This is a genomic window from Streptococcus vicugnae, assembly GCF_016461705.1.
Lineage (GTDB): Bacteria > Bacillota > Bacilli > Lactobacillales > Streptococcaceae > Streptococcus > Streptococcus vicugnae.
In genome coordinates, this window is the sequence record NZ_JAEMHW010000008.1 from 1 (window position 1) to 24,443 (window position 24,443).

The 24,443-nt window shown below is 38.3% G+C and carries 21 protein-coding genes and 13 tRNA genes; all 34 read left to right on the forward strand.

Annotated elements, in window-relative coordinates:
* Positions 1 to 52 precede the first annotated feature (52 nt).
* Positions 53 to 125: transfer RNA gene (locus JG537_RS09120), tRNA-Thr, on the forward strand.
* Between the two features lie 17 nt (positions 126 to 142).
* A tRNA-Gly gene (locus JG537_RS09125) sits at positions 143 to 214 on the forward strand.
* Between the two features lie 8 nt (positions 215 to 222).
* Positions 223 to 308, forward strand: a tRNA-Leu gene (locus JG537_RS09130).
* 19 nt (positions 309 to 327) lie between these two features.
* Positions 328 to 401 (forward strand) — tRNA-Arg (locus JG537_RS09135).
* A gap of 6 nt (positions 402 to 407) precedes the next feature.
* Positions 408 to 481, forward strand: a tRNA-Pro gene (locus JG537_RS09140).
* Positions 482 to 486: 5 nt separating this feature from the next.
* Positions 487 to 560: transfer RNA gene (locus JG537_RS09145), tRNA-Met, on the forward strand.
* A gap of 22 nt (positions 561 to 582) precedes the next feature.
* Positions 583 to 656, forward strand: a tRNA-Ile gene (locus tag JG537_RS09150).
* A gap of 24 nt (positions 657 to 680) precedes the next feature.
* Positions 681 to 770, forward strand: a tRNA-Ser gene (locus JG537_RS09155).
* 13 nt (positions 771 to 783) lie between these two features.
* A tRNA-Met gene (locus JG537_RS09160) sits at positions 784 to 857 on the forward strand.
* A 6-nt stretch (positions 858 to 863) separates the two neighbouring features.
* A tRNA-Phe gene (locus tag JG537_RS09165) sits at positions 864 to 936 on the forward strand.
* A 16-nt stretch (positions 937 to 952) separates the two neighbouring features.
* Positions 953 to 1,023: transfer RNA gene (locus tag JG537_RS09170), tRNA-Gly, on the forward strand.
* A gap of 36 nt (positions 1,024 to 1,059) precedes the next feature.
* Positions 1,060 to 1,133 (forward strand) — tRNA-Ile (locus tag JG537_RS09175).
* 10 nt (positions 1,134 to 1,143) lie between these two features.
* Positions 1,144 to 1,231: transfer RNA gene (locus JG537_RS09180), tRNA-Ser, on the forward strand.
* A 74-nt stretch (positions 1,232 to 1,305) separates the two neighbouring features.
* Entirely contained in the window at positions 1,306 to 2,133 is an 828-nt protein-coding gene (gene mreC / locus JG537_RS09185; RefSeq protein WP_213085507.1) for a rod shape-determining protein MreC, read from the forward strand.
* Positions 2,126 to 2,641: a rod shape-determining protein MreD gene (mreD, locus tag JG537_RS09190; protein WP_199545151.1), complete on the forward strand. Its 516-nt coding sequence runs from the start codon at positions 2,126 to 2,128 to the stop codon at positions 2,639 to 2,641. Before mreC ends, mreD begins: the two co-directional genes overlap by 8 nt.
* A 101-nt stretch (positions 2,642 to 2,742) precedes the next feature.
* Complete coding sequence (locus tag JG537_RS09195; protein ID WP_199545092.1) at positions 2,743 to 4,080, forward strand: CHAP domain-containing protein; 1,338 nt, start codon at positions 2,743 to 2,745, stop codon at positions 4,078 to 4,080.
* Positions 4,081 to 4,222: 142 nt separating this feature from the next.
* Entirely contained in the window at positions 4,223 to 5,194 is a 972-nt protein-coding gene (locus JG537_RS09200; RefSeq protein ID WP_006531291.1) for a ribose-phosphate diphosphokinase, read from the forward strand.
* A gap of 186 nt (positions 5,195 to 5,380) precedes the next feature.
* Entirely contained in the window at positions 5,381 to 6,556 is a 1,176-nt protein-coding gene (locus JG537_RS09205) for a pyridoxal phosphate-dependent aminotransferase (protein ID WP_132869537.1), read from the forward strand.
* A complete protein-coding gene (recO, locus tag JG537_RS09210) occupies positions 6,546 to 7,301 on the forward strand; it encodes a DNA repair protein RecO (RefSeq protein ID WP_199545094.1) in 756 nt (251 codons plus the stop codon). Before JG537_RS09205 ends, recO begins: the two co-directional genes overlap by 11 nt.
* A gap of 136 nt (positions 7,302 to 7,437) precedes the next feature.
* The gene (gene plsX / locus JG537_RS09215) at positions 7,438 to 8,433 is read left to right on the forward strand and encodes a phosphate acyltransferase PlsX (protein WP_132869539.1); all 996 of its coding nucleotides are present in this window, start codon (positions 7,438 to 7,440) and stop codon (positions 8,431 to 8,433) included.
* A 17-nt stretch (positions 8,434 to 8,450) separates the two neighbouring features.
* Positions 8,451 to 8,693, forward strand: a complete 243-nt coding sequence (locus JG537_RS09220) for an acyl carrier protein (RefSeq protein WP_157628625.1) — start codon at positions 8,451 to 8,453, stop codon at positions 8,691 to 8,693.
* A gap of 124 nt (positions 8,694 to 8,817) precedes the next feature.
* Entirely contained in the window at positions 8,818 to 9,528 is a 711-nt protein-coding gene (purC, locus tag JG537_RS09225) for a phosphoribosylaminoimidazolesuccinocarboxamide synthase (RefSeq protein ID WP_074482917.1), read from the forward strand.
* Between the two features lie 51 nt (positions 9,529 to 9,579).
* Positions 9,580 to 13,305, forward strand: coding sequence for a phosphoribosylformylglycinamidine synthase (locus tag JG537_RS09230; RefSeq protein ID WP_199545097.1), 3,726 nt, complete (start codon positions 9,580 to 9,582; stop codon positions 13,303 to 13,305).
* 112 nt (positions 13,306 to 13,417) lie between these two features.
* Positions 13,418 to 14,881: an amidophosphoribosyltransferase gene (gene purF, locus JG537_RS09235; protein WP_199545099.1), complete on the forward strand. Its 1,464-nt coding sequence runs from the start codon at positions 13,418 to 13,420 to the stop codon at positions 14,879 to 14,881.
* A gap of 32 nt (positions 14,882 to 14,913) precedes the next feature.
* Positions 14,914 to 15,933 carry a phosphoribosylformylglycinamidine cyclo-ligase gene (gene purM, locus JG537_RS09240; protein ID WP_199545101.1) on the forward strand — a complete coding sequence of 340 codons (1,020 nt, stop codon included), beginning with the start codon at positions 14,914 to 14,916 and terminating at the stop codon, positions 15,931 to 15,933.
* On the forward strand, positions 15,933 to 16,484 hold the full coding sequence (gene purN / locus JG537_RS09245; protein WP_199545103.1) for a phosphoribosylglycinamide formyltransferase: 552 nt from the start codon (positions 15,933 to 15,935) through the stop codon (positions 16,482 to 16,484). The genes purM and purN overlap by 1 nt, the downstream gene beginning before the upstream one ends.
* 48 nt (positions 16,485 to 16,532) lie before the next feature.
* Positions 16,533 to 18,080: a bifunctional phosphoribosylaminoimidazolecarboxamide formyltransferase/IMP cyclohydrolase gene (gene purH, locus JG537_RS09250; protein WP_199545105.1), complete on the forward strand. Its 1,548-nt coding sequence runs from the start codon at positions 16,533 to 16,535 to the stop codon at positions 18,078 to 18,080.
* A 362-nt stretch (positions 18,081 to 18,442) separates the two neighbouring features.
* Positions 18,443 to 19,705: a phosphoribosylamine--glycine ligase gene (purD, locus tag JG537_RS09255; RefSeq protein ID WP_199545122.1), complete on the forward strand. Its 1,263-nt coding sequence runs from the start codon at positions 18,443 to 18,445 to the stop codon at positions 19,703 to 19,705.
* Positions 19,695 to 20,144, forward strand: a complete 450-nt coding sequence (locus JG537_RS09260) for a 2-thiouracil desulfurase family protein (RefSeq protein ID WP_246454405.1) — start codon at positions 19,695 to 19,697, stop codon at positions 20,142 to 20,144. The genes purD and JG537_RS09260 overlap by 11 nt, the downstream gene beginning before the upstream one ends.
* The gene (gene purE, locus JG537_RS09265; protein ID WP_021141395.1) at positions 20,144 to 20,632 is read left to right on the forward strand and encodes a 5-(carboxyamino)imidazole ribonucleotide mutase; all 489 of its coding nucleotides are present in this window, start codon (positions 20,144 to 20,146) and stop codon (positions 20,630 to 20,632) included. The genes JG537_RS09260 and purE overlap by 1 nt, the downstream gene beginning before the upstream one ends.
* A complete protein-coding gene (gene purK, locus JG537_RS09270; RefSeq protein WP_199545126.1) occupies positions 20,619 to 21,710 on the forward strand; it encodes a 5-(carboxyamino)imidazole ribonucleotide synthase in 1,092 nt (363 codons plus the stop codon). The genes purE and purK overlap by 14 nt, the downstream gene beginning before the upstream one ends.
* Positions 21,711 to 21,729: 19 nt before the next feature.
* Complete coding sequence (locus JG537_RS09275) at positions 21,730 to 21,954, forward strand: phosphoribosylaminoimidazole carboxylase (RefSeq protein ID WP_199545128.1); 225 nt, start codon at positions 21,730 to 21,732, stop codon at positions 21,952 to 21,954.
* A 92-nt stretch (positions 21,955 to 22,046) separates the two neighbouring features.
* Positions 22,047 to 23,345, forward strand: coding sequence for an adenylosuccinate lyase (gene purB, locus JG537_RS09280; RefSeq protein WP_199545130.1), 1,299 nt, complete (start codon positions 22,047 to 22,049; stop codon positions 23,343 to 23,345).
* Positions 23,346 to 23,377: 32 nt separating this feature from the next.
* Positions 23,378 to 24,400 carry a helix-turn-helix domain-containing protein gene (locus tag JG537_RS09285; RefSeq protein ID WP_343068290.1) on the forward strand — a complete coding sequence of 341 codons (1,023 nt, stop codon included), beginning with the start codon at positions 23,378 to 23,380 and terminating at the stop codon, positions 24,398 to 24,400.
* Positions 24,401 to 24,443: the final 43 nt, after the last annotated feature.

Sequence of the window (24,443 nt, forward strand, 5' to 3'; positions counted from 1 at the left end):
CGCTTAACGGCGTGGGGGTTCAAGTCCCTTAACCCGCATTAAATAAGAAGTTGCCGGCTTAGCTCAGTTGGTAGAGCATCTGATTTGTAATCAGAGGGTCGCGTGTTCAAGTCATGTAGCCGGCATATAGGATACTCTTTATGCGAACGTAGTTCAGTGGTAGAACATCACCTTGCCAAGGTGGGGGTCGCGGGTTCGAACCCCGTCGTTCGCTTGTTAGAGGCCGGGGTGGCGGAACTGGCAGACGCACAGGACTTAAAATCCTGCGAAGGGTAACCTTCGTACCGGTTCGATTCCGGTCCTCGGCAGTATACAATTTAATATGATGCACCCTTGGCTCAACTGGATAGAGTACCTGACTACGAATCAGGCGGTTGCAGGTTCGAATCCTGCAGGGTGCATAATTTCGGGAAGTAGCTCAGCTTGGTAGAGCACTTGGTTTGGGACCAAGGGGTCGCAGGTTCGAATCCTGTCTTCCCGATTGATGGCGGTGTAGCTCAGCTGGCTAGAGCGTCCGGTTCATACCCGGGAGGTCGGGGGTTCGATCCCCTTCGCCGCTATAGATGATATATGGATGACTTTGGACCTTTAGCTCAACTGGTTAGAGCACTCGGCTCATAACCGAGCGGTCGTAGGTTCGAGTCCTACAAGGTCCATATTGATTTGAATATTTTTGTTATGGAGGATTACCCAAGTCCGGCTGAAGGGAACGGTCTTGAAAACCGTCAGGCGTGTAAAAGCGTGCGTGGGTTCGAATCCCACATCCTCCTTTCATATTGTTAACGCGGGATGGAGCAGCTCGGTAGCTCGTCGGGCTCATAACCCGAAGGTCGTAGGTTCAAATCCTGCTCCCGCAATAGTTTGGCTCGGTAGCTCAGTTGGTAGAGCAATGGATTGAAGCTCCATGTGTCGGCGGTTCGATTCCGTCTCGCGCCATTATAATTTAATAAATGCGGGTGTAGTTTAGTGGTAAAACTACAGCCTTCCAAGCTGTTGTCGCGAGTTCGATTCTCGTCACCCGCTTTTTATTTTATTTATATTGGTTATTCCAAGTTTCATGGGCGCATAGCTCAGCTGGTTAGAGCGCACGCCTGATAAGCGTGAGGTCGGTGGTTCGAGTCCACTTGTGCCCATACATGGAATGGAGAATTACTCAAGAGGCTGAAGAGGACGGTTTGCTAAATCGTTAGGTCGGGTAACTGGCGCAAGGGTTCGAATCCCTTATTCTCCGTGCTATTTTTCAAGCGAGATTATCTTTTGATATCTCGTTTTATTTTTATATTCTAAGTTAGTTGGTGCACGATCTTGAAAAAATTAAGAATCTCTCGTCTCGTTTTCTTCACTGTGTTGATTTTATTACTTCTCTCTCTTTCTTTAGCTTTTCTTTTTAAGAATGTGGGAATTGTTTCTAGTGTCACTTCTCCGATTAGAAGTGTAGTAGCCAGAGTGGATTCTGTTGTTTCTGCTCCTTTTAGATCCTTAGATTCTCTTAATGAGGATATTCATGATCTTTTTGATACTTATTCTGAAAATAAAAAATTGAAGAAAAAGGTTGCAGAGCTCGAAAATCAAAGTGAAGTAATTGATTCTTTAAAATCTGAGAATGATCAATTAAATAATGCTATTAATGCATCATCATCTATCACTACTCAGTTTTCTGCTACAGGAAAAGTTATTGTTCGTAGTCCAGTTTCTTGGTATGATTCTTTGACTGTTAAGTTAGGAAAAAGTAATAAAGTTGCTATGAAGATGCTTGCTTTGTCAAATGGTGGTCTTATTGGTGTTGTTACTGATGTTGATTCGACTACTTCAAGTGTTGCACTTTTGGCAAATGGTTCAGATTTTAGTATTCCAGTAAAAATATCAACTGCATCAGGAGATGCTTTTGGAATCTTAGAGTCTTATGACTCTGATAAGAAATGTTTTGTAGTTTCAAATCTTAATTCCTCTATTGATATTAATGAGGGGGATAGTGTTGTGACGAGTGGTCTTGACGGTGACACTGTTGCAAATATTACTGTCGGTTCTGTTTCAAGCGTGAAGAATAGTTCAGAGAATTTGGAGCGTGTTGTTTATGTGACACCAACTGCAGATTTTTCTGACATTTCCTATGTAACAATAGTTGGTGATTAAAGTGGCATTTTTTAAGAATAAATATTTTTTACTTTTTTTGCTTTTTCTCTTAATGTTGATTGATGGTCAGCTCTCTTATTTGATGAGTTCTATTTTCTCATATCATGTGACAATTAGTAGTCATCTTCTTTTGTTGGCAATTATTGATTTTTATCATAATAGAAATAAGCATTTTGTATTATTTAGTACTCTAATTTTAGGTGCTCTTTATGATATTTATTATTTGAATAGAATTGGATTGGTTGTTTTCTTATTACCAATTTTAGTAATCTTTACTAATAAAATTACTAAGAGTATTTTTGCTAGTAATTTTCAAACATTAACCTTCTATATTGTTGTTTTGTTTTTGTTTGAAATTGTTGGCGAAACCATGGCTGTTTTATTAGGGATGACAACGTTGTCAATGGCTAATTTTATAGCATATAGTTTTGCGCCAACCCTTATTTTTAATATTTTGTTGTATTTGATATTTCAGAAATTGTTTAAAAAAGTATATTTTAATGCTTAGATTACCATAACAAAACATAAATGTAACAATCACGTAATATTAATTGCGTGATTTTTTGGTAAAATAATATTGTCTTATCAAAAAGGAGTAGTTTAATTAATATGAAAAAAAGAATTTTATCAGCTGTCCTTGTTAGTGGCGTGACATTGGGTACAGCGGCCGTAACTGTTAATGCGGACGATTATGATACACAAATTGCTGCACAGGATGCTGTTATCAGTAATCTTACATCTGAACAAGCTGCAGCACAAAGTCAAGTTGATGCTATTCAAAGCCAAGTGTCTTCACTACAATCACAACAAGCTGAATTGGAAGCACAAAATGCTCAACTTGAAGCTGAATCTAAAAAATTAAGTGAAGAAATTCAAGTTCTTTCAAGTAAAATTGTTGCTCGTAACGAAACTTTGAAAAACCAAGCTCGTAACGCACAAAAGAATGCTTCAGCTACTAGCTACATCAACACTATCTTGAACTCTAAATCAGTTTCTGATGCTATCAATCGTGTTCAAGCAATTCGTGAAGTAGTTGCTGCAAACAAAAAAATGCTTGATGAACAAGAAGCTGACAAAGCTGCTATTGAACAAAAACAAGCTGAAAATCAAGAAGCTATCAATACTGTTGTAGCTAACAAAGCAACTATCGAACAAAACCAAGCTGCTTTGGCAACACAACAAGCTGAATTGCAAGCTGCTCAATTGAACCTTTCTGCTCAATTGGCAACTGCTGAAGATGAACGTGCTAACTTGGTAGCTCAAAAAGAAGCTGCTGAACAAGCCGCTGCCGAAGCTGCCGCTGCACAAGCTGCTGCTGAAGCACAAGCACAAGCTGAAGCACAAGCGCAAGCTGAATCTGTAGCACAAGCACAAGCTGCTGTTCAAAATGGTACAGCAACAACTGATACTACTACAGATACTTCTGCTCAAGATTCATCAGCTGATACTTCTGCACAAGCACCTGCACAACAAGTATCAACTCCAGCTCAAAGTGCACCTGCACAACAAGTATCAACTCCAGCACAAGCTGCTAAACCAGCAACTACAAATAATTCATCTTCGAGTGCTGCTAAACCATCTTCAGTAACACCAACTACTAACACAGCAGGTAACACTTACCCAGTAGGTCAATGTACTTGGGGTGTTAAATCACTTGCTTCATGGGTTGGTAACTACTGGGGTAATGCTAATCAATGGATTGCTAGCGCACAAGCTGCTGGTCACTCTGTAGGTACTACACCACAAGCTGGTGCAGTAGCTGTATGGCCATACGATGGTGGTGGTTATGGACACGTTGCATACGTAACAGCTGTTCAAAGCTCAACTAATATCCAAGTTATGGAAGCTAACTACGCTGGTAACTCATCAATCGGTAACTATCGTGGATGGTTCAACCCAACTTCATCAACTTGGGGTGGCGGAACTGTCTACTACATCTACCAATAATAAAACTGTGAGAAGGATTATGTCCTTCTCTTTTTTTATCCCCCCCTATTTTCCCTGTATTTAGCGGATTTAACGCATTTGTCATTGAAAAAATGCTAAAAAAACGTTAAAATGGTAAAGGATAAAAACTTTGGAGGAAATCATGTCTTATTCTGATTTAAAATTGTTTGCCTTATCGTCAAACAAAGAATTAGCAGAAAAAGTAGCTTCGGCTATGGGAATTCAACTCGGAAAATCAACTGTTCGTCAATTTTCTGATGGTGAAATCCAAGTCAACATTGAAGAATCAATTCGCGGCGACCATGTCTTTATTTTGCAGTCAACTAGCTCACCAGTTAACGATAACTTGATGGAAATCTTGATTATGGTTGATGCTCTTAAACGCGCTAGTGCTGAAAAAATTAGTGTGGTTATTCCTTACTACGGTTACGCTCGTCAAGACCGTAAAGCTCGTTCTCGCGAACCGATTACTTCTAAATTAGTAGCAAATATGCTTGAAGTAGCAGGAGTTGATCGTCTTTTGACAGTTGACTTGCACGCTGCACAAATTCAAGGCTTCTTTGATATTCCAGTTGATCACTTGATGGGTGCACCATTGATCGCTGATTACTTTGACCGTCACGGATTGGTTGGAGACGATGTTGTTGTCGTTAGTCCTGACCATGGTGGTGTGACTCGTGCACGTAAATTGGCACAATTCCTCCAAACACCGATTGCTATCATTGATAAACGTCGTAGTGTTACAAAAATGAATACCAGTGAAGTTATGAATATCATTGGTAATGTTAAAGGTAAAAAATGTATCTTGATTGATGATATGATTGATACAGCAGGTACTATTTGTCACGCAGCAGATGCTCTTGCAGAAGCTGGTGCAACAGCAGTTTATGCTTCATGTACTCACCCAGTTCTTTCTGGACCTGCTCTTGAAAATATTGAAAAATCAGCAATCGAAAAATTGGTTGTTTTGGATACTATTTATCTCCCAGAAGAACGTTTGATTGATAAAATTGAACAAATTTCAATTGCTGAGTTGATTGCAGAAGCTATTACTCGCATTCATGAAAAACGTCCTTTGTCACCATTGTTTGAAATGGGAACAGCTAATAAATAAGGATGACTTAAAGGTCAGAAAAAATCGTTGGTGTAAAATTCCAGCGGTTTTTTATTTTTACCTATTAACATGTGGATAACTTTGCGACTTGGCTTTTTTAGCAGGCGCTGTGGATAACTTGAAAAAGGGTGTATAATTATCAAATTTCATGTATAATAGATATAATTAAATTTTTGAGGTGAGACTATGAGTTTAACAGATCGTTTTAATAAAAATTTAAATAAAATTGAAGTATCGTTGATTCGTCAATTTGATCAATCTATTTCTGACGTGCCAGGCATTATGAAATTGACTCTTGGAGAGCCTGATTTTACAACACCTGATCATGTTAAAGAAGCAGCCAAAGCAGCCATTGATGCCAATCAATCTCATTATACTGGTATGGCTGGTTTGCCTGCTCTTCGTCAAGCTGCTGCAGATTTTTTGAAAACAAAATACAATTTATCATATAATCCTGATAATGAAATTTTGGTTACAATTGGAGCGACTGAAGCCTTGTCTGCAACTTTGACAGCTATTTTGGAACCTGGTGATACTGTGCTTTTACCAGCACCAGCTTATCCTGGTTATGAACCAATTGTTAATCTTGTAGGGGCTGAAATCGTTGAAATTGATACAACAGCTAATGATTTTGTTTTAACGCCAGAGATGCTTGAAAATGCTATCTTAGAACAAGGTGATAAACTAAAAGCTGTTTTGCTTAACTACCCAACAAATCCAACTGGTGTCACTTATTCACGTGAACAAATTAAAGCTTTGGCAGACGTGCTTAAGAAATATGATGTCTTTGTAGTTTCAGATGAAGTTTATTCTGAGTTAACTTATAGTGATGAACCTCATGTCTCAATTGCTGAATATCTTCCAGAACAAACGATTTTAATTAATGGGCTTTCTAAATCTCACGCTATGACTGGTTGGCGAATTGGTATGATTTTTGCACCAGCTAATTTTACAGCACAGTTGATTAAGAGTCACCAATACTTGGTTACAGCTGCTGCAACAATGGCACAGTTTGCTGCGATTGAAGCTCTTTCAGTTGGTAAAGATGATGCTCTTCCAATGAAAGCAGAGTATATGAAACGTCGTGATTACATCATTGATAAGATGTCAGCACTTGGTTTTAAGATTATTAAACCAGATGGTGCCTTTTACATTTTTGCTAAGATTCCAGCTGGCTATGAACAAGATTCATTTAAATTCTGTCAGGATTTTGCGCGTGAAAAAGCAGTTGCTTTCATTCCAGGTGTTGCTTTTGGTAAATATGGTGAAGGTTATCTTCGTTTGTCATATGCAGCTAGCATGGAAACAATCACAACAGCTATGGATCGTTTGAAAGAATTTATGGAAGAACATGCAAAATAAGGAAACTTATGGTCTCGTCCTTTATAATCGTAATTATCGTGAGGATGATAAGTTGGTTAAGATTTTCACCGAGACGAATGGAAAGCATATGTTTTTTGTGAAACATGCTAGTAAATCTCGTTTTAATTCGGCTATTCAACCGTTAACGGTAGCTAAATTTATTTTAAAAATCAATGAGACTGGTTTATCTTTTATTGAAGATTATAAGGAAGTTGATTCTTTCAAGGAGATTAATGTGGATTTATTTAAACTATCTTATGCGTCTTATGTGACGTCCCTAGCTGATGCTGCTGTACCAGATGGTGTTGCAGATCCGCAGTTATTTGCCTTTTTAAAGAAGACTCTTTTGTTGATGGAAGAGGGGCTTGACTATGAAATTTTGACTAATATTTTTGAGATCCAGATTTTAGAACGTTTTGGTGTTAGTCTTAATTTTCATGACTGTGCTTTTTGTCATCGTGTAGGGCTTCCTTTTGATTTTTCACATAAATATTCTGGGCTGCTCTGTCCAGAACATTATGCTAAGGATGAGCATCGCAGTCATTTGGATCCAAATGTTCTTTATCTGGTGGATCGTTTTCAAGCAATTCAATTTGATGATTTGAAGACAATTTCTGTTAAACCAGAGATGAAACGAAAATTACGGTTGTTCATTGATGATATTTATGACAATTATGTTGGATTACGTTTAAAGAGTAAAAAATTCATCGATGATTTGGGCACTTGGGGAAATATTATGAAATAAGCTCACTTGATAAGCGCAGAATTTCTGTGTTTATCTGGTGGCTTTTTTTCTGAAAGCCGCTCTAAAATTTTCGAAAAATGAAAAAAATCGCGAATCATGCTATAATAAGGCGATAATGTTTTGTGAGGAAATTCATATGAAAAAAATTGCTATTGATGCTATGGGTGGCGATAATGCTCCTAAAGCTATTGTTGAAGGAGTGAACCGTGCTCTAGCAGACTTCTCAGATATTGAGATCCAACTTTATGGAGATGAAGCAAAAATTAAAGAGTATTTGACAGCAACAGATCGTGTGTCAATTATTCATACAGATGAAAAAATTAATTCCGATGATGAGCCAGCTAAGGCAATTCGTCGTAAAAAGAAAGCAAGTATGGTTCTTGGTGCACAAGCTGTTAAGGACGGTACAGCAGACGCTGTGATTTCTGCAGGTAATACAGGAGCTCTTCTTGCAGCAGGTCTTTTTGTTGTGGGACGTATTAAAGGAATTGATCGTCCAGGGCTTATGTCTACTCTACCAACTTTAGATGGTAAAGGTTATGATATGTTGGACCTTGGTGCTAATGCGGAAAATACACCTAAACACTTGCACCAATATGCTATCTTGGGCTCATTTTATGCTAAAAATGTTCGTGGCATTGATAAACCTCGAGTTGGTCTGCTAAATAACGGAACAGAGGCTACTAAAGGTGACCCGCTTCATAAGGAAGCTTATGCTCTTTTGGCAGAAGATACTAGTTTGAATTTTGTTGGAAATGTTGAAGCGCGTGATTTGATGAATGGCGTTGCTGATGTTGTGGTATCAGATGGATTTACTGGAAATGCTGTTCTTAAAACAATGGAAGGAACTGCCCTTAACATTATGGGAAGTTTGAAATCTTCTATTAAGTCTGGTGGCTTTAAGGCAAAATTGGGAGCACTTCTATTAAAAGATAGTTTGTACAGTCTAAAAGATTCTATGGACTATTCAAGTGCAGGTGGGGCTGTTCTTTTTGGTCTTAAAGCACCTGTTGTGAAATGCCACGGTTCAAGTGATGCACAAGCTGTTTATTATACCATTAGACAAGCTCGTAAGATGTTAGATACAAATGTCGTTGGTCAGTTGGTAGAAGCATTTACACCAAAAGACTAACGAAAAGGGAGGACGAGATGACAAAAGAGGCTATTTTTGAAAGGATTAGTTTCATTATTAAAGAGCAAATGAATAAACCTGATTTGGAGATTACACAAACAACTAGTCTTCATGATGATTTGGGAGTTGATTCAATTGCTTTGATGGAATTTATCATTAATTTAGAAGATGAGTTTCATTTGGAAATTCCCGACGAAGATGTTGAAGACATGAAATGTATGGGAGAAATGATGGAATATCTCTATAATAGAGTAAATTAAGCAAAAACGTTCGTTAAAAGCGGACGTTTTTATTTTTATTTTATTAAAAAGTCTGTTAAATGTTGAAATTGGCCAGAGCATGTGTTAAAATTTAGTAGAATAAAAGCGAAAGGCGAACGAAAACATGTCACGACAACTTATTTATACGGGAAAAGCTAAAGATATCTACACTACATCAGAAGATGAGAATTTGATTATTTCAGTCTATAAAGACCAGGCAACAATGCTTAATGGAGCTCGTAAAGAGACTATTAAAGGTAAAGGCGTTCTTAATAATCAAATCTCATCTTTAATTTTTACTAAATTGAATGAAGCAGGTGTGGCAACTCACTTTGTTAAGCAATTATCAGAAACCGAACAATTGAACAAAAAAGTTGATATTGTTCCTCTTGAAGTTGTTTTACGTAATGTCACTGCAGGTTCATTCTCAAAACGTTTTGGTGTTGAAGAAGGTATCAAATTAGACACACCGATTGTTGAATTTTACTATAAAAATGATGAATTAGATGATCCATTTATCAATGATGAACACGTGAAATTCCTTGGTATTGCAAGTGATGAAGATATTGCATATATCAAAGCAGAAACACGTCGTATCAACGAACTATTGAAAGATTGGTTCAAACAAATTGGTCTTACTTTGATCGACTTTAAATTGGAATTTGGTAAAGACAAAGATGGCAAAATCATTCTTGCTGATGAATTTTCACCAGATAACTGCCGTCTTTGGGATGCTGAAGGTCACCACATGGACAAAGATGTCTTTCGTCGTGATTTAGGTAGCTTGACAGATGTATACGAAGTTGTTCTTGAAAAATTAAAAGGACTTGACTAAGCCACTACACTTGCTAAGTAGTTGACAGAGAAATTCTAAAAAGGGTAAAAAATGGATAAACGAATTTTCGTTGAGAAAAAATCAAATTTTAATATTAAAGCTCAAGCACTTGTCAAAGAGCTTAAACATAATCTTCAATTAACAAGCTTGACTGATTTACGTATTATTCAAGTTTATGATGTTTTTGGTTTGGCAGATTCGCTTTTCGAACGTGCTGAAAAACATATTTTTTCTGAACAAGTAACAGACAATATTTTGGCTGAAAGTGATGTGGTTGCTGAACTTGCTAATTATGCTTTCTTTGCCATTGAATCACTTCCTGGTCAATTTGACCAACGTGCAGCATCTTCACAAGAAGCTTTGCTTTTACTTGGTAGCAATAACGATGTGACTGTTAATACTGCGCAACTTTATCTTGTTAATAAAGATATTGATACAGCTGAACTTGATGCTGTTAAGAACTATCTTCTTAACCCAGTTGATTCTCGTTTTAAAGATATTACAACTGGTATCGCACCACAAGCATTTTCAGAATCTGACAAAACAATTCCAAATCTTGATTTCTTCAAAACTTATACAGCAGCTGAATTTGCTGAATACAAAGCAGAGCAAGGTTTGGCAATGGAAGTTGATGACCTTGTTTTCATCCAAGATTACTTTAAATCAATTGGACGTGTGCCGACTGAAACAGAATTAAAAGTTTTGGATACTTACTGGTCAGACCACTGTCGTCATACAACCTTTGAAACTGAGCTTAAGCATATTGATTTCTCAGCGTCTAAATTCCAAAAACAATTGCAAGCAACATATGATAAATACATTGCTATGCGTGACGAACTAGGACGTTCTGAAAAACCACAAACATTGATGGATATGGCGACTATTTTTGGTCGTTACGAACGTGCGAATGGTCGTTTGGATGATATGGAAGTGTCAGATGAAATTAACGCATGTTCTGTTGAAATTGAAGTTGATGTGAATGGTGTTAAAGAACCTTGGCTTCTTATGTTCAAGAACGAAACACACAATCATCCAACAGAAATCGAACCATTTGGTGGGGCTGCAACATGTATCGGTGGTGCTATTCGCGACCCATTGTCAGGACGTTCATATGTTTACCAAGCCATGCGTATTTCAGGTGCTGGTGATATCACAACACCAATTGCAGAAACTCGTCTTGGTAAATTGCCACAACAAGTGATTTCTAAAACAGCAGCTCATGGTTATTCTTCATATGGTAACCAAATCGGTCTTGCAACAACTTACGTTAAAGAATATTTCCATCCAGGATTTGTTGCTAAGCGTATGGAACTTGGTGCGGTAGTCGGTGCAGCTCCAAAAGGTAACGTTGTTCGTGAAAAACCAGAAGCAGGCGATGTGGTTATCCTTCTTGGAGGTAAAACAGGTCGTGATGGTGTCGGTGGTGCAACTGGTTCATCTAAAGTTCAAACAGTTGAATCTGTTGAAACAGCTGGCGCAGAAGTTCAAAAAGGTAATGCCATTGAAGAACGTAAAATTCAACGTCTTTTCCGTAATGGTAATGTGACTCGCCTTATTAAAAAATCAAATGACTTTGGTGCTGGTGGTGTTTGCGTTGCTATCGGTGAATTGGCTGATGGTCTTGAAATCGACCTTAATAAAGTACCACTTAAATACCAAGGACTTAACGGAACTGAAATTGCTATTTCTGAATCACAAGAACGTATGGCTGTTGTGGTTCGTCCGAAAGATGTTGAGGCTTTCGTGGCAGAATGTCATAAAGAAAACATCGATGCAGTAGTGGTTGCTACTGTTACTGAAAAACCAAACCTTGTCATGACTTGGAATGGTCAAACAATCGTTGATATTGAACGCCGTTTCCTTGATACAAATGGTGTGCGCGTGGTCGTTGACGCTGATGTCGTTGATAGTCAAGTTGAAATGCCTGAGCAACGTACAACATCAGCTGCAACACTTGAAACAGATGCTGCAAATGTGCTTTCTGACCTTAACCATGCTAGTCAAAAAGGTTTGCAAACTATCTTTGATAGCTCTGTTGGTCGTTCAACAGTTAACCATCCAATTGGTGGTCGTTACCAAATCACCCCAACAGAAAGTTCCGTTCAAAAACTCCCTGTTCAAAACGGTGTAACAACAACAGCTTCTGTTATGGCTCAAGGGTTCAACCCATATATCGCAGAATGGTCACCATATCACGGTGCAGCTTATGCTGTGATTGAAGCGACAGCACGTTTGGTTGCAACAGGTGCTAACTGGTCTAAAGCGCGCTTCTCTTATCAAGAATACTTCCAACGTATGGATAAAAAAGCTGAACGATTTGGTCAACCAGTTTCAGCGCTTCTTGGTTCAATCGAAGCACAAATCCAACTTGGTTTGCCATCAATTGGTGGTAAAGACTCAATGTCTGGTACATTCGAAGAATTGACAGTACCACCAACATTGGTTGCTTTTGGTGTGACAACAGCAGATAGCCGTAAAGTTCTTTCACCAGAATTTAAAGCTGCTGGTGAGCATGTTTACTACATTCCAGGTCAAGCTATTTCACAAGACATTGATTTTGACCTTATTAAAGCTAACTTTGCTAAATTTGAAGCTATTCAAAAAGAGCACCACATCACATCAGCTTCAGCTGTTAAATACGGTGGTGTGATTGAAAGCTTAGCTTTAGCTAGCTTTGGTAACCATATCGGTGCTAAGGTTGAATTGGCAGAACTTGCAACTAGCTTGACAGCACAACTTGGTGGTTTTATCTTTACATCTGCAGAAGAAATTGCAGGAGTTAACAAAATTGGTGAAACTACTGAAGACTTTACACTTACTGTCAATGGTGTCAACCTTGCTTGTGACAAACTTCTTTCAGCTTTTGAAGGTAAACTTGAAGATGTTTATCCAACTGAATTTGAACAAAGTACTGAACTTGAAGATGTTCCAGCTGTTGCTTCAAATGCAGTGATTAAAGCTAGTGAAAAAGTTGCTGAACCATTGGTTTACATTCCAGTATTCCCTGGTACAAACTCAGAGTACGATTCAGCTAAAGCCTTTGAACAAGCTGGTGCAAAAGTTAATTTGGTACCATTTGTGACACTTAACGAAGCAGCAATCGAAGCTTCAGTTGATACAATGGTTGACAATATCAGTAAAGCTAACATTATCTTCTTTGCTGGTGGATTCTCAGCAGCTGATGAACCAGATGGTTCTGCTAAATTTATCGTGAACATCTTGCTTAACCAAAAAGTTCGCGCAGCTATTGATAGCTTCATCGAAAAAGGTGGTCTGATTATTGGTATCTGTAATGGATTCCAAGCACTTGTGAAATCAGGTCTTCTTCCATACGGTAACTTTGAAGATGCTACTGAAACAAGCCCAACGCTCTTCTACAATGATGCTAACCAACACGTTGCGAAAATGGTTGAAACACGTATTGCTAATACGAACTCACCATGGCTTGCAGGTGTAGAAGTCGGTGATGTTTATGCTATTCCGGTTTCGCATGGTGAAGGTAAATTTGTTGTCACAGCTGAAGAGTTTGCAGAACTCCGTGACAATGGACAAATCTTTAGCCAATACGTTGACTTTGATGGTAAACCAAGTATGGATTCTAAATACAATCCAAATGGTTCTGTTAATGCTATCGAAGGTATCACAAGTAAGAATGGTCAAATCATTGGTAAAATGGGACATTCAGAACGTTACGAAGATGGTCTTTTCCAAAATATTCCAGGAAATAAAGATCAACACCTGTTCCGTAGCGCTGTTGAATATTTCACTAAAGGCTAAGAATACACGTTAAATATATTTTATAGATGACATTGACAAGGTACGTGAGTACCTTTTGTCAACTTATTAAAGGGAATAGGTCTTAACTAATTAATCTAGGTAATAAAAAATAATGACATACGAAGTTAAATCTCTTAATGAAGAATGTGGTGTATTTGGGATTTGGGGACACCCTCAAGCAGCTCATGTCACTTATTTTGGACTCCACAGTCTTCAACACCGCGGTCAAGAAGGTGCTGGTATCGTTTCTAACGATAACGGTAAACTTCTTCAACACCGTAATACTGGTCTTCTTTCAGAAGTATTTAAAAATCCTGCTGATTTGGAAAAATTGACAGGTTCTGCAGCTATTGGTCACGTTCGCTATGCGACTGCTGGTTCTGCATCTATTAATAACATTCAACCATTTCTTTACAACTTCACCGATGAACAATTTGGTCTTTGCCACAATGGTAATTTGACAAATGCGGTTTCTTTGAAGAAGGAATTGGAAGATGAAGGTGCCATTTTTAATGCGTCATCTGATACTGAAATTTTGATGCATTTGATTCGTCGTAGTCACAATCCAGAATTTCTTGGAAAAGTGAAAGAAGCACTTAATACTGTTAAAGGTGGCTTTGCTTATCTTTTATTAACAGAAGATAAGTTGATTGCAGCACTTGATCCAAATGGTTTCCGTCCATTGTCTGTTGGTCAAATGGAAAACGGTGCTTGGGTAGTTTCAAGTGAAACATGTGCCTTTGAAGTGGTTGGTGCTAAATGGGTTCGCGATGTTAAACCAGGTGAAATGGTGATTATCGACGATAGTGGTATTCGCTATGATTCTTATACAAATGACACACAACTTGCTATTTGTTCAATGGAATACATCTACTTTGCCCGCCCTGATAGTGACATTTACGGTGTAAATGTTCATACTGCTCGTAAAAATATGGGTAAACGTTTAGCACAAGAATTTCATCACGAAGCTGATATCGTTGTAGGGGTGCCAAACTCATCACTTTCAGCAGCGATGGGATTTGCTGAAGAATCAGGTCTTCCAAATGAAATGGGCTTGGTGAAAAATCAGTATACACAACGTACTTTCATTCAACCAACACAAGAATTGCGTGAGCAAGGTGTTCGTATGAAACTTTCAGCGGTATCTGGCGTTGTTAAAGGTAAACGTGTTGTCATGGTTGATGATTCTATCGTACGCGGAACAACTTCACGTCGTATTGTTCGCCTTCTTCGTGAAGCTGGTGCGACAGAAGTTCACGTGGCAATCGGTAGTCCAGAGTTGAAATACCCATGTTTCTACGGTATCGACATTCAAAATCGTCGTGAATTGATTTCGGCTAATCATACTAAAGATGAAGTTTGTGAAATTATCGGTGCAGATAGTCTAACTTACTTGTCAATTGATGGTTTGATTGAATCAATCGGTCTTGATACAGATGCTCCAAATGGTGGTCTTTGTGTGGCATACTTTGACGGTAAGTATCCAACACCACTCTATGATTATGAAGAAGCATACCTCAAGAGCTTAGAAGAAAAAACAAGTTTCTATATTCACGAAGTTAATGAGAACAAATAGCTCTGCTATTTCCCAAAAAGGAGAAAATTATTATGTCAAAAAATGCTTACGCTCAGTCTGGTGTTGATGTTGAAGCGGGTTATGAAGTTGTTGCACGTATCAAAAAACACGTGGCACGTACTGAACGTGCTGGTGTTATGGGCGCTCTTGGTGGTTTTGGTGGTATGTTTGACCTTACTAAAACTGGCGTTAAAGAACCTGTTTTGATTTCAGGAACTGATGGTGTGGGAACAAAACTCATGCTTGCCATCAAATATGACAAACACGATACCATCGGTCAAGACTGTGTGGCAATGTGTGTTAATGATATTATTGCTGCTGGTGCAGAACCACTTTACTTCTTAGATTACATCGCAACTGGTAAAAATGAACCTGCAAAACTTGAACAAGTTGTTGCAGGTGTTGCTGAAGGTTGTGTCCAATCTGGTGCAGCTCTTATCGGTGGTGAAACGGCTGAAATGCCTGGTATGTACGGCGAAGATGATTATGATTTGGCTGGTTTTGCAGTAGGTGTTGCTGAAAAATCACAAATCATTGATGGTTCAAAAGTTTCTGATGGTGACGTTCTTCTTGGACTTGCTTCAAGCGGTATCCACTCAAATGGTTACTCACTTGTTCGTCGAGTTTTTACTGATTACTCAGGTGAAGAAGTTCTTCCAGAACTTGAAGGTAAAAAATTGAAAGAAGTCCTTCTTGAACCAACTCGTATTTATGTTAAAGCAGTGCTTCCGCTTATCAAAGAAGAATTGGTTAATGGTATTGCCCACATCACTGGTGGTGGATTCATCGAAAATGTGCCACGTATGTTCGCTGATAGCTTGGCTGCTGAAATCGAAGAAGACAAAATTCCAGTTCTTCCAATTTTCAAAGCTCTTGAAAAATACGGTAACATCAAACACGAAGAAATGTTTGAAATCTTCAACATGGGTATTGGTTTGATGATGGCAGTTAGTCCTGATAAAGTTGAACGCGTGAAAGAATTGCTTGACGAACCAGTTTACGAACTTGGTCGTATCGTTAAGAAAGCTGATGCAAGTGTGGTGATTAAATAATGAAAAAAATCGCAGTTTTTGCGAGTGGTAACGGATCAAATTTTCAAGTCATTGCAGAGCAATTTCCTGTTGAGTTTGTTTTTTCAGATCATCGAGATGCCTATGTATTAGAACGTGCTGAAAAACTTGGTGTGACAGCTCACACTTTTGAACTCAAAGAGTTTGATAATAAAGCAGCTTACGAAGAGGCTATTGTTGCTTTGCTTAAAAAATATGACATTGATTTGGTTTGCTTAGCTGGTTATATGAAGATTGTTGGTCCGACTTTGCTAGCAGCTTACGAAGGTCGTATCATCAATATTCACCCAGCTTATCTGCCGGAATTTCCAGGTGCTCATGGTATTGATGATGCTTGGGAAGCAGGTGTTGACCAATCTGGTGTTACCATTCACTGGGTTGACAATGGTGTTGACACAGGAAAAGTGATTAAACAAGTTCGTGTGCCTCGTCTGGCTGACGATACCATTGATAGTTTTGAAGCTCGCATTCATGAAAATGAGTATAAACTCTACCCAGAAGTTTTAGAGAGCTTAGGAGTTAAGAGAAAATAGTTGATGTAGCAACTGTGACTAAATTTCTCTAATAAGAAAGGAATAAAAATGACAAAACGTGCACTAATTAGTGTTTCTGACAAAGCGGGCATTGTTGAATTTGCTCAAGAATTGAAAAAACTTGGTTGGGATATTATCTCGACTGGTGGAACAAAAGTTGCGCTTGATAAAGCAGGTGTTGACACTATCGCGATTGATGATGTGACTGGATTCCCAGAAATGATGGACGGTCGTGTAAAAACACTTCACCCAAATATTCACGGTGGACTTTTGGCTCGTCGTGATTTGGACAGTCACCTTCAAGCTGCAAAAGACAATCACATTGAATTGATTGACCTTGTTGTGGTTAACCTTTACCCATTCAAAGAAACAATTTTGAAACCAGATGTGACTTATGCTGATGCAGTTGAAAACATTGATATCGGTGGACCTTCAATGCTTCGTTCTGCAGCTAAAAACCATGCTAGTGTTACAGTTGTCGTTGATCCAGCTGATTATGCTGTTGTTTTGGATGAATTGTCAGCTAATGGCGAAACAAGCTTTGAAACTCGTCAACGTTTGGCAGCTAAAGTCTTCCGTCACACAGCAGCTTATGATGCTTTGATTGCAGAATACTTTACAAAACAAGTTGGTGAAACAAAACCTGAAAAACTCACAATCACTTACGATTTGAAACAACCAATGCGTTATGGTGAAAACCCTCAACAAGACGCTGATTTCTACCAAAAAGCTTTGCCAACAGATTACTCAATTGCTTCTGCAAAACAATTAAACGGTAAAGAATTGTCATTTAACAATATTCGTGACGCTGACGCTGCAATCCGTATTATCCGTGATTTCAAAGATCGCCCAACTGTTGTTGCGCTTAAACACATGAACCCATGTGGTATTGGACAAGCTGACGATATTGAAACTGCTTGGGATTACGCTTATGAATCAGATCCAGTATCTATCTTTGGTGGTATTATCGTTCTTAACCGCGAAGTTGATGCAGCAACAGCTAAGAAGATGCATGCTATCTTCCTTGAAATCATCATTGCACCAAGTTACTCAGAAGAAGCTCTTGAAATTTTGACAACTAAGAAGAAAAATATGCGTATTCTTCAATTGCCGTTTGATGCTCAAGAAGCTAGCCAAGTTGAAAAAGAATACACTGGTGTTGTTGGTGGACTTTTGGTTCAAAACCAAGATGTTATCGAAGAAAATCCAGCTGATTGGAAAGTTGTGACAAAACGTCAACCAACTGACCAAGAAAAAGCAGCTCTTGAATTTGCTTGGAAATCAATCAAATATGTTAAATCTAACGGTATCATCGTGACAAATGACCACATGACACTTGGTGTTGGTCCTGGTCAAACAAACCGTGTAGCCTCAGTTCGTATTGCACTTGACCAAGCTAAAGACCGTCTTGACGGTGCTGTTCTTGCTAGTGATGCTTTCTTCCCATTTGCGGACAACGTTGAAGAAATTGCTGCCGCAGGTGTGAAAGCTATCATCCAACCTGGTGGTTCAGTTCGTGACCAAGAATCTATCGACATGGCTGATAAATACGGTATTGCCATGGTATTTACAGGTGTTCGTCACTTCCGCCACTAAGATAAATAGGCAAACTTCCTTTAATAAATATTTCATGAAGCATCTTGGCTAAGGCTAGGATGCTTTTACTTTAAGTTTTTTGAAAGTTATGCTTAAGTCTTACTTAAGTAAGGCTTACTATACTAACAATAACTCCTAAATAAACTTTTTTTCATAATCCAACCAAGTCCCAATCTATTTAGATTGGGACTTTTTTATTTTTATGCTATTTTTTCTAAACTTATCACAGGATTTCCATCTATTTCCGAACAAATATGTTATAATATATCTAGATAATTCGTGAAAATATTTTGTTTTTACGTGCTTTGTTGATTTTGGAGCCTAGGCTCCTGTGATTGTTTTCTATTGAGGTATTTTTACTTATGAAACTTTTAGTTGTTGGCTCTGGCGGGCGTGAGCACGCTATTGCTAAGAAGTTGTTGGAATCTCCTCAAGTGAGCCAGGTTTTTGTAGCACCTGGAAATGATGGGATGACACTTGATGGACTTGATTTGGTAGATATCGGAATTTCCGAACATTCTAAGCTTATTGATTTTGCAAAAGAAAATGATATTGCTTGGGCATTTATCGGACCTGATGATGCGTTGGCTGCAGGAATCGTTGATGATTTTAATGCTGCTGGCTTGAAAGCCTTCGGTCCAAGTAAAGCAGCTGCGGAGCTAGAATGGTCTAAAGACTTTGCTAAATCAATCATGGCTAAATACCATGTTCCAACAGCGGCTTACAGCACTTTCTCAGATTTTGAGCAAGCAAAGAGCTATATTGAAGAACATGGTGCACCGATTGTTGTCAAAGCTGACGGTTTGGCTTTGGGTAAAGGTGTGGTAGTTGCCGAAACAGTTGAGCAAGCTGTGGAAGCTGCACACGAAATGTTGCTTGATAATAAATTTGGTGATTCTGGTGCGCGTGTGGTTATTGAAGAATTTCTTGATGGCGAAGAATTCTCGTTATTTGCTTTTGTCAATGGCGATAACTTCTACATCATGCCAACTGCGCAAGACCACAAACGTGCTTTTGATGGTGATAAAGGTCCTAATACTGGAGGTATGGGAGCTTACGCACCGGTACCACATTTGCCACAAAGTGTTGTTGATACAGCCGTTGAAACAATCGTTAAACCTGTTCTTAATGGGATGATTGCCGAAGGGCGTCCATACCTTGGTGTTCTTTATGCAGGTCTTATTTTAACAGCTGATGGTCCTAAAGTTATTGAATTTAATTCACGCTTTGGCGACCCTGAAACTCAAGTTATCTTGCCACGTTTGACATCTGATTTTGCTCAAAATATTACTGATATTTTAGATGGTAAAGAGCCAGAAATCACTTGGACTGACAAGGGCGTTACTTTGGGTGTGGTAGTTGCCTCAGAAGGTTACCCAGTTGCCTACGAAAAAGGTGTTCGTCTTCCAGAAAAAACATCAGGTGATGTGATTACTTATTACGCAGGAGCTAAGTTCGCTGATGATAAAGCATTGCTTTCAAACGGCGGACGTGTATACATGCTAGTTACAACAGAAGCTGACGTAAAATCTGCTCAAGATGTTATTTATGCAGAGCTTGCTAAGCAAGATACAACAGGTCTTTTCTATCGCAACGATATCGGAAGTAAAGCTCTTGGACGTTAAACCTAAATGTGTTTTAGTCAGCGCTTGTCTCTTGGGTGAGAAGTGTAAGTATAACGGTGGTCATAATTACAATCAAGCTCTGGTTGATTATGGTGCTGACAAAGAAGTGGTAGCCATTTGTCCAGAAGTTTTAGCTGGTCTGCCTACACCACGAGAACCTGTTGAATTAGTTGATGGACATGTTCTTGATAAGAGAGGAAATTGTTACGATGACCTGTTTGGAAAAGGCATTGAGCGTTGTGTCCATGAGCTTGCTAAAAAGTCTGTTGATTTAGCCATTTTGCAATCGCGCAGCCCGTCATGTGGTGTTAATCAGATTTACGATGGAAACTTTTCTGGTGAAAAAGTGGCAGGTAGTGGTCTTTTTGCCCAAAAGTTAAAAGCACTTGGCTATCCTGTTCTTGATGTTGAAGATATAAAACAATTGGAAGGAAAATAATGAAACCATTAATTTCAGTTATCATGGGTAGCAAATCAGATTGGGCTACCATGAAAAAAACAGCAGAAGTACTTGATGAATTTGGTGTGGCTTATGAAAAGAAAGTCGTTTCAGCTCATCGTACACCAGATTTGATGTTTAAACATGCCGAAGAAGCACGAGGTCGTGGTATCAAGGTGATTATTGCTGGTGCTGGTGGTGCTGCGCATTTGCCTGGTATGGTTGCAGCAAAAACAACACTTCCAGTTATTGGTGTTCCTGTGAAATCACGTGCCCTTAGTGGACTTGATTCTCTTTATTCAATCGTTCAAATGCCTGGTGGCGTACCAGTTGCGACAATGGCGATTGGTGAATCAGGAGCTAAAAATGCAGCTTTGACAGCTCTTCGTATTTTGGCGATTGAAGATGCAGCTTTGGCAGAAAAGCTAGAAAACTTTGCTATCGAACAAGGTAAGGTTGCGGAGGCATCAACAGATGAACTCGACTAAAACAATTGGTATTATCGGTGGTGGACAATTAGGTCAGATGATGGCTATTTCAGCTATTTACATGGGACACAAGGTGGTTACACTTGATCCAACGAAAGATTGTCCGGCATCTCGTGTTAGTGATATGATTGTGGCACCGTACGATGATGTTGATGCGATGCGTGAATTGGCAGAGCGTTGCGATGTGCTTACTTATGAGTTTGAAAATGTCGATGCAGATGCCTTGGATGCTGTGGTAAAAGATAATCAATTGCCACAAGGAACTGACCTACTTCGTATTTCACAAAATCGTATCTTTGAGAAAAACTTTTTGTCCCAAAAAGCAGGTGTGAAAGTGGCACCTTACAAGGTTGTGACATCGAGCCTTGATCTTGAGAATATTGATTTATCTAAGAATTATGTTTTGAAAACAGCAACTGGTGGTTATGATGGTCACGGGCAAATCGTGATTAAGTCAGCAGATAATTTAGCTGACGCTAACAAATTAGCCAATTCTTGCGAATGTGTGCTAGAAGAATTTGTGAATTTTGACCTTGAAATTTCAGTGATTGTTTCAGGAAATGGCAAGGATATGACCGTTTTTCCAGTACAAGAAAATATTCATCGTAATAACATTCTATCTAAGACAATCGTGCCAGCTCGCATTTCTGATGAACTTGCTAAAAAAGCACAAGCGATGGCTGTTCAAATTGCTGAAAAACTAGAATTGTCTGGAACACTATGTGTTGAAATGTTTGCGACATCTGATGACATTATTGTCAATGAAATCGCACCACGCCCTCACAATTCTGGGCACTATTCAATCGAGGCTTGTGATTTTTCACAATTTGATACACATATTTTAGGAATTCTTGGCTTGCCACTTCCTAAGATTCACTTGCATCAACCAGCCGTTATGCTTAATGTTCTCGGACAACATATGGACAAAGCACGAGCTTATGTTAAGGAAAATCCTAGCGCTCACCTCCACCTTTATGGTAAACTAGAGGCGAAACATAACCGCAAGATGGGACACATTACCTTGTTTAGTAGTGAACCAGATACCATCGCGGAAATGGGTGAAGGAATGGATTTTTAAGGTGTTAATCGGAGGAAATATGCTGAAAATCATTGTTCATGCTTATATTGATAATGCTGAGAAAGCTATCGTTGAAGTTGTTTTTGCTTCTTCGGATGAGTCTATAATTTCTATAAAAATGGCAGAGTTGACAAGTAAGTACCCGAATGACTACCTTGCTGCTTATGATTTGCCACTTGATACAGATTTGACAACTTTACCTCACTATCCATCTGTTGAAATTGGTAAGGAAGATTTTAATTAAATGCGTTAGTTATTTTATTGATATATAACTTAAAAAAGGAAAGGAGATAGGGTTGTTAACCAATTTTGTTTAACACCCTTAATATCTTAAACATGATCAATCGTTATTCACGCCCTGAGATGGCGGTAATTTGGAGTGAAGAAAACAAATACAAAGCTTGGCTTGAAGTTGAAATTTTGGCTGACGAAGCTTGGGCTGAATTAGGAGAAATTCCTAAAGAAGATGTGGCTAAAATCCGTGCTAACGCAAGTTTTGACGTTGACCGTATTTTAGAAATTGAACAACAAACACGCCATGACGTTGTAGCCTTCACTCGTGCAGTTTCTGAAAGTCTTGGTCAAGAACGTAAATGGGTTCACTATGGTTTGACATCAACTGACGTTGTTGACACAGCTTATGGTTACCTTTACAAACAAGCTAACGAAATCATCCGCAAAGATTTGCACAATTTCCTTGAAATCATTGCTAATAAAGCTAAAGAACATAAATTTACTATCATGATGGGACGTACTCACGGTGTCCATGCTGAGCCAACTACCTTTGGTTTGAAATTGGCAACTTGGTACAGTGAAATGAAACGTAACATCGAACGTTTTGAACACGCTGCTGCTGGTGTTGAAGCTGGTAAAATCTCAGGTGCTGTTGGTAACTTCGCTAACATTCCACCATTTGTTGAAGCTTATGTGTGTGAAAAACTTGGTATCCGTGCACAAGAAATTTCAACACAAGTTCTTCCACGTGACCTTCATGCAGAATACTTTGCAGTTCTTGCTAGCATTGCAACATCAATTGAACGTATGGCAACTGAAATCCGTGGTCTGCAAAAATCTGAACAACGTGAAGTTGAAGAATTCTTCGCTAAAGGTCAAAAAGGTAGCTCAGCTATGCCTCACAAACGCAACCCAATCGGTTCAGAAAATATGACAGGTCTTGCACGTGTTATTCGTGGTCATATGGTTACAGCTTACGAAAACGTGTCACTTTGGCATGAACGTGATATCTCACACTCATCTGCTGAACGTATCATTTCACCAGATACTACAATTCTTATCGATTACATGCTTAACCGTTTTGGTAACATCGTGAAAAACTTGACTGTTTTCCCAGAAAACATGATTCGCAATATGGGTTCTACATTTGGTCTTATCTTCAGTCAACGTGTTATGCTTAAATTGATTGAAAAAGGGATGACACGTGAACAAGCTTATGACCTTGTTCAACCTAAGACAGCTTATTCTTGGGATAATCAAGTTGACTTCAAACCACTTCTTGAAGCTGATGAAGAAGTCACTTCACGTCTAACACAAGAAGAAATTGATGAATTATTTAACCCATCATACTACACTAAACGTGTTGATGAAATCTTTAACCGTATCGGTTTAGGTGACTAATATTAAAAAAACACCTGAGATAATTATCTCAGGTGTTTTTTATTAAATCATTTATTAGAAAATTTGTTGTTTTTAATGAAAATAGTTTATTAAATGAAAGCGGTATGTTAAAATATGAAATATACAGAATTTTTAATAAACAGGAGATGGAAGTGGAAAAATTTGGGGAGAAGGTCCGCTTATTGCGGGAAGAAAAGGGAATTTCACGGGAAGAATTCTGCGGTGATGAAACAGAATTATCTGTGCGGCAATTAGCGAGAATTGAATTAAGTCAGTCGATACCTAATTTAAGTAAAGCTAGTTTTATTGCTAATCAATTAGGTGTAAAACTAGGTGTTCTAACTGATGGTGACAGTTTGGAATTACCTAAGCGGTATAAGGAATTAAAATATTTAATTTTACGGACGCCGACTTATAAAGATGAGAAACGATTATTATTAAAGGATTCTTATTTTGATGAAATTTATGCTGATTTTTATGATAACCTTCCAGAGGAAGAACAACTGGTCGTAGAGTGTATGTGTTCAAAAGCGGATGTTTTTTTAACGGATAATAGTCATTTAGCTACGAAATTGCTAAAGGATTATTTTTATCAGATAAAGACGAAAAGACGTTATTCTATTAATGATTTGATTATAATTGATTTGTATATGGTTTGTGCCAATGCTTCAAATTATACGTACTCTATGTTTAATCAAGATGAGTTTAAGGATATTGCTGATAATCTTTTGAAGCAAGAAAAGTTTTTTTCTTTGGAAGAAATATTCGTATTGAATAACACTTTGTTTAACAGTCTAAGTTTGTTGTTAGATTTAGAAATGTGGGATGAAATTGATAATACCTTTTTGGTATTGAAAGGTATTATGGCGAAAATTCAAGATTATCATAAGAAACCTATTTTGAATATGATTGAGTGGAAATATATTTTAAAAAGTAAGGGTGAAGTTGAACGTGCTCGAAAATTATATGAGGAAGCTGTTTTATATGCACATTTAATTGATGATACTTACCTAGCTCATAAAATCACAGAAGAATGGGAAAATGACGCAACATGACATTTTTGTCATGTTGTTTTTTCTTTTAACCGATTACAATAAT